The organism is uncultured Rothia sp., assembly GCF_937976295.1.
GTDB lineage: Bacteria > Actinomycetota > Actinomycetes > Actinomycetales > Micrococcaceae > Rothia.
Genome location: NZ_CALJRY010000360.1, coordinates 1 through 5,953, shown reverse-complemented (window position 1 = coordinate 5,953; position 5,953 = coordinate 1). Strand labels below are relative to the sequence as shown.

General features: G+C 58.5%; 3 protein-coding genes and 1 CRISPR repeat array. All 3 genes read left to right on the top strand.

The annotated features are described in order from the left end of the window. Positions 1-30: 30 nt before the first annotated feature. Positions 31-783: direct repeats of the CRISPR family, unit length 36 nt; unit sequence ATTTCCCCACCTTCGGGTGGGGACTTTCATTGAGGC. Positions 784-1,799: 1,016 nt separating this feature from the next. Next, the gene (cas7u, locus tag Q0216_RS09615) at positions 1,800-3,032 is read left to right on the top strand and encodes a type I-U CRISPR-associated RAMP protein Csb1/Cas7u (protein ID WP_298594899.1); all 1,233 of its coding nucleotides are present in this window, start codon (positions 1,800-1,802) and stop codon (positions 3,030-3,032) included. Between the two features lies 1 nt (position 3,033). Further along, positions 3,034-4,623, top strand: coding sequence for a type I-U CRISPR-associated protein Csb2 (csb2, locus tag Q0216_RS09610; protein ID WP_298594897.1), 1,590 nt, complete (start codon positions 3,034-3,036; stop codon positions 4,621-4,623). Then, the coding region (gene cas3u, locus Q0216_RS09605) for a type I-U CRISPR-associated helicase/endonuclease Cas3 (protein ID WP_298594895.1) at positions 4,616-5,953 on the top strand (1,338 nt) is incomplete at its 3' end. The genes csb2 and cas3u, both read left to right, overlap by 8 nt.

Genomic DNA, 5,953 nt, shown 5'->3' with positions numbered 1-5,953 from the left:
CCAATCAGCCGCCCCTACACTCCCGCTCAAATTTCCCCACCTTCGGGTGGGGACTTTCATTGAGGCGGGGGCGGGGGTGGTGATGCGGGGGTGGTTGGGTATTTCCCCACCTTCGGGTGGGGACTTTCATTGAGGCTTTGACATGATGCGGGAAAAAACTTCGGCCTGGAATTTCCCCACCTTCGGGTGGGGACTTTCATTGAGGCACCTAAAAATATAGGGTTCCGGGCTTCTAGCCGCCATTTCCCCACCTTCGGGTGGGGACTTTCATTGAGGCATTCAACGCCGTACTGGTAGAGCATGCGCCCATCAATTTCCCCACCTTCGGGTGGGGACTTTCATTGAGGCTTGTCACACCTCATGCATCAAATGACTCAGGTGCATATTTCCCCACCTTCGGGTGGGGACTTTCATTGAGGCGACGATGGACTAATGCAGAGCTTGAGCGGGTGCGGATTTCCCCACCTTCGGGTGGGGACTTTCATTGAGGCTACATGTCACCTAGCGACCAGGAAAGGCTCATTAACGAATTTCCCCACCTTCGGGTGGGGACTTTCATTGAGGCTTTGCGGCTTGGATTCGCGGGCGATAAACGCTACGAATTTCCCCACCTTCGGGTGGGGACTTTCATTGAGGCCTTTATCGGTCCAGTCATTTTGTCGCCATTGACCGAATTTCCCCACCTTCGGGTGGGGACTTTCATTGAGGCACCGACCCTGATAACGGCATGGAACGAGACGGTATCGTATTTCTCTACCTTTGGGCGGGGATTTTCATTGCGATTCTGAGCATGAGCCGGGAAGGCTTACGCGGGTTGCGTAGCCCCGTTCTGGAAACCACCCTGGTTTCTAGAACGGGGCTATTCTCCTTAAAACACGAAGACAGGCTAGATGCGGCACCTACTGCGGATTTCTCGTGGCAGCGATATGGGTCTGAAATGACCAAATCGGATGCGCGTAATCTGCAACAACGCTATGGTGAAGTCATGTATAGAAAACTGAGTTGATTGCGCAGCAGAGGTTCTGTAGGGATAATGGAGAAGTCTAATGAATCCCTGAGATATACCTTCTTACCTGCTCCTTGTATCTGTTATGGTGCGAGCTTTCATTGAGGTATGTAGTGTCAAGTCTTTGGGGCAAATCATTAGAAAATTCTTCTGGGTTACGAAAATGTGAGCCCAGAGGCTTTCTGTGCTCAGCCTCTCCTCTCCTCTCCTATCTGTTTAACGGTGAGGGGAGGCTGTAAGTGTATATATGTAATGTCAATGCTTTGGGGTGCGGGGTTATCTGTAATTGAACATCTTGGAACTTAATGCTAAGGTTGAGACATCAACTGGTTTGGAGGTTACTTCAGCGACTCGCTGAAGCGACTCTAACCCCGACCTTGGAGGTGAAGGATAATGACCCCGCTTATGGCATAAACAAAAGCCGCCCGCTACGCGAGGCGCAACGGGCGGCTTTTGTTTATATAAGTATTTACCGCATTAAGCGGTGGTCACGTTTTGCGCCAACAAAACATGACCGATTCAGTATACCGGGGCTACGGATTGGATTCCTAATCCCGACCCGATGCTGACCGCTTGTGTGGCTATGCCATACCTTCTATACCCTGTGCTGTCACCCCCAAAACACGGGTCGTGACAGCACAGGGGAGAAGGGGAAAGGCATACCGAATCAGTACCGTGACGAAAACGCGCGCATCATTCGGAAAAGACAGGTAGCTTAAAGCTACACAAGAAAAATCGTGCACAACCCACGCATCGACGCGAGATGTGCACACACTAACCTAAGGAGACAACCATGTCCCAGAACGAGTCCCAGACCACCATCACCCTCGCCGACCTCATCAAGAACGTCGAACTCGGCGGTGGCTCCGTCATCACCTCCATCACCGAACTCGAGCCCGCCGCAGGCCCCCACGCATCCGTGGCACCCGCCAAGTTCGTCGACGGCTCCAAGTCCGTCTTCGCCTACGAGAATCGCTACATTGGCGATAATGCTCAGAAGGTCGTCCTCATCGACAGCAAGCAGTCCGAACTCAACCGCGCAGAAGCCGCCATCGAACAGGGCCGCCAGTACGGCGACGAAGCAGCCGTCAAGATTCCCCGCGCCGTCGTCACCTACAAGACCGAAAACGGCCCCGTCGAATACACCGACATGGAGCTCTCCCACCGCATCTTCGACGGTCACTTCCGTGCCGGTCGCGTCGACGGTAAGCCCATCACCGAAAACGACCAGTACCGCGCACTGCGCAACTGCATCCCCGCAGACATGAGCGCACTGCTCAACACCGCCCCCGCAGCACTCCTCTTCGGTGCATGGGACTCCACCCGCAAGAGCAACCAGGTCCGCCTGCGCAGCGCCCTCGTCGGTGAAATCATCGGCGTCCTCGCAGACCAGGAACCTGGCGCTGAACACCGCCAGGCACGCCGTGGCGGCGCCCGCGTCGACGCCGTAGCCGCCAGCGTAAAGCTTGACGCTAAGGAACTTAGCTCTCTCGTCGATGATCAGGAAGCTGAACTGAGCGCCAAGAACGTTGCCGCACGCCGCAAGGAAGTAAAGACCGCCAAGGCTGACGACCGTATCTCCGCATCCCATCTCGGTCTGGGTAGCATCCCGCCCTCGCTCGAAGAAACCGGTGCTGTAGCTTGCCGCCGTATCATCCGTTCCTGGGTTCTGAGCCTCGCCACCCTGCGTCAGTTGCGCTTCGGTCAGGACGAGACCAAGAATGTTGCCGCGCGTGCACTTCTTGCCGCACTTGGCCTCAATGCTATCGCCCGTGCGGAACGCGAACTCTACATCCGTGCTAACTGCGACCTGCTCGAATCTGCCGCACCCGTTGTCACCCTCGACCAGCGTTTCGGTGAGAAGAAGACCTTCGCACCCCTGACCGTTAAGCAGGCCGACAAGCTTCTCCTCGAAGCTATCGAGAACGCCAAGAAGGCTGGCGTGGCTGACTGGAACGGCCAGACTTTCAAGGTCGACGGCAACCCCATCATCATTAAGAACGCCACTGCGGAGGACGCTGAATAATATGACGAACCTCGGAATTCTCGCGAGGTTCCCGCTCGGCGTATACCAGGGCCACAAGGCAGACGGAAGCCCCGACGCCTTCCCCGACCCTGCCCGCTTGCAGGCCGCGCTCCTCAGCGCGGCCGCGCAGGGACCTCACGCAATTATTGAAAACGGGCAGCTTGCCCCCTCGGAAGAATCTCTCAAGGCTCTCCGATGGCTTGAGGAGAATCCTCCGATTGGGCTGCAGCTTCCCGACATGTGCCCCGTGTATCGCTCACCCAATAAGATGAGCCGATTCATGTACCGCGAAGTGGCATATTCTGAGAAGGACGGGCGGCAGACCGAACGTCGCGCCGTATCCGACGGCTGGGCAGTATCCGACACCATCGGCTGGCAGTACGATAAGGTGCCCGCTGACATCGCGGAAACCATCACCCAGCTCTGCGGAGAAGTACCCTCCCTCGGAGAAGCCAGCAGCTTCACCGCCCTCTACACCGGAGACGTGGAACCCACCCACACCATCGACACTAAGTCGGGCCCCTTCGAAGCAGGCGGCATGCCCGTCCGTGTACCCGTACCCGGTCGAGTTGACGCGCTCATGCGTGCTCACGCAGAAGCGTACCCCGTCAAGGTTCCTACCAAGGCAGGCGACAAGACCGCAGCGAGCGACACGATGCGCCCCTCCCCGGTACCTATCGCAGGCCTCGGATCCATCAAGTACCAGCCTGTCGAGGCTGAAACCTCCACCAGCCCCTGGGAATACTTGTGGCTCCTCGAAGTAGACGGTGAAGAGCTGAAGTCCGAACAGTACGTCAAGGCATGCTCCCTGCTGCACAAGGCTCTCGTAGCTGCCGCAGGATTCGGTGCGCCCAGCCTCATCACCGGCAGGTACCCCAAGGGTCACAAACCGGCCAACAGCCTGGCGCTGCAGTACCTGCCTGCCCGCTACCTGCCCGACTATCTGCGTCGGGAGGTGAAGTCTCAGGGAGTCCTGCTCGTCTTGGTCCCGGCAAACGCCCCGACCGATGAGGCAGTAGAACTCGGTATCGCACTCAGGAGCGTAGAAACTCTCTACGCTCAGGACTTCCCCCGGCTAACCGTGAAGCTTCGCCAGAAGCGCCTGCCCGCGCAGGGTTTCTGGGATGCACCCAAGACCGGGTACAAGCGTCTGTGGCGTACCCTCAGCGCAGCCGTTCCCGAATCACGTGTTTTCAACCGCCCGAAGAAGGCTGAGACGAAGGCCTGGACCTTCGCTGATGCCGCTCTGCTTTCCATGGCTTACGTGTGGCGTGACAGCTTCGAAGCGCCCGAAGCCGAAACCTCACGCGAACGAATTCGCAGCTTGAGGAACCAGGTCGCTAAAAAGGCTGAAGCCAAGGTCCTGGAAGCCCACCGTGTCACCCAGAACCCCGCCGCCTACGCCTACAAGCTGCCCCGCACTCTGCCCGCAGAGCCGTGGCGCGGCGTCGTAGACCTCGGCAACCTGGCAACGGACACGACCCTCGTAGCCATCGGCCAGTCCCGCCACATGGGCGGCGGTCTGTTGGTTCCGTTCGACGTGCCCACCGAAGAATACGACCGCCACAAGAAGGAGGAAAAGCATGACTAGCCCCGCTACCACGCTGCCCTCCATCATGCGTGAAGAGTTCGGTGCATTCTTTGCCGCACTCAATGGAGGGCACTCACCTTTCAGCTGGCAGGAAGAGGTACTCGACCACATTTGCGAGCACGGCGTATGGCCGGAACGCATTAACGCACCGACTGGCTCCGGTAAGTCCTCCGTGGTTGATATCCACCTCTTCGCGAATGCGCTCGCAGCGGTTGGCGCCGCGCCGCGCGTTCCCCGTCGCCTCTGCGTGACCGTGGGACGCCGCGCGCTGGTCGACAGTCAGGTAGACCGCGCCCGCGAGAAGATTCTCGACCTCATGGGGAAGGCGCTCACTGATGAATCCGGCGAGCCCGATATTCTGCGTAGGGTCGCTGAAGCTCTCCAGAGCTTCCAGACCCGCAACGACGAGGAGAGGAGCGCGCCCTTCGAAATTGGCCACATTCGTGGTGAGCTGTCGAATCGTACCCTGCCGGTGACCGATATTTCGGCCTGCGCAATCATCGCCGCAACCCCCGACATGTACGGTTCGCGAGCGCTCTTCCGCGGCTACGGTAGCACCAAGGCTGCCCGCCCGCGTGAGACCGCCCTGCTGACCATGGACACCGTCATGGTGCTCGATGAGGCCCACATGAACCGTCAGCTGCTGCGTACCGCTCAGCGTATTGCGCAGTTGCAGAAGCGCGAGGCTGACCTGGGTATTCCCACCCTGCAGGTGGTTGAGACGACCGCTACCCCCTCCACTGAGGACAGCGAATCGACCACCCTGGGTGTGAACATTGAGGCCCTCGACCGCCCGAATGATGAAAAGCTGCGCGAACGTGTCTACTCGCATAAGGAACTGGTGCTCCGCCCCATCGATAAGTGGGATGGCAAGCCCGGTAACCGTGCAGTCGTGGATGCTGCTGTGGGCTCTATCAAGGAGTTCCTTGCCCACCGTGAGGCGGGCGAAGGCTCCGAGGAAGCCCACACTATCGGCTGTATCGTCAACCACGTGCGGACGGCTATCTCTATCAAGGAAGCACTCGCTAAGAATCTGGCAGAGGAAGAGGTTCAGCTTCTCGTAGGACGCATGCGCCCGTACGACCTGAAGAATCTGCAGAAGAAGCACGGTAAGCTCTTCACTACCGAAGGCGATGAGTCCGTGAAGGTTGTTGTGGCCACCCAGACTCTCGAAGTCGGTATCGACGTTGACTTCGCTGACCTGGTGACCGAGCTGGCGCCTGCCTCTTCCTTGGCGCAGCGCTTCGGCCGTGTTAACCGTCTGGGCCGCCGTAAGGATTCCAAGGTCGTCGTTATTGAGCCTGCGAGCGGTGACTCGGTGAAGAAGGAC